Source organism: Serratia sp. A07, from assembly GCF_058725505.1.
This window is the reverse complement of sequence record NZ_JBZXDO010000254.1, coordinates 1-531: the sequence shown is the minus strand read 5'-3', so window position 1 is coordinate 531 and position 531 is coordinate 1. Positions and strand designations below refer to the sequence as shown.

Sequence of the window (531 nt, the reverse complement as noted above, 5' to 3'; positions counted from 1 at the left end):
AATCCGGGGGTTTTTGCGTCTGGGCCTTGCCCAATCCTGTTCACCTTCTGGCGTGAACGACCATTGAACACACACTGCTTTCACGATACCAAACTTTCCCCGTTGCCAGCAAGCGGCAACCGGTTACGCGCGCGGCAAAACCGGCACGGGCGGGCGTCGCCGGCAAGGGCCGGTGTTCATGACGCCGTGAAGCAATGTGCAGACCTGCAGGTCAGGCAGGCGAGGGGGTCAGCGCCCGCGCAGGCGGCGCGCCGGTGTCGGCGGATGCCAGTGATAGTCGGCCACCTCCGGCAGGGTCGAACCGGTCGTTCGCGGGCGACGGGGGGTGGGGGCATCGCCCAGCTGCGCCAGGTACGCCTTGAGCACCGCCGCGCGCTGTAACGCCGACAGCCGGAAGCCCACCTCGAGCTCGCGCCGGGCAATCATCCCGGCAAGCACCGTGCGCTGGTACTCGTCCAGGTCGTCGACGGTTTGGGGTCGTCGGGTCATTTCTGCTCTCCTTATCGTTGACGGCTTACGCCGTGCGCCAGA

General features: G+C 66.5%; 1 protein-coding gene. It reads right to left on the bottom strand.

Annotated features, from left to right (window positions below; genetic code table 11):
- Window positions 1–228: 228 nt before the first annotated feature.
- Entirely contained in the window at window positions 229–489 is a 261-nt protein-coding gene (locus AC4PR2_RS29595) for a hypothetical protein (protein WP_492176138.1), read from the bottom strand.
- Window positions 490–531 lie beyond the last annotated feature (42 nt).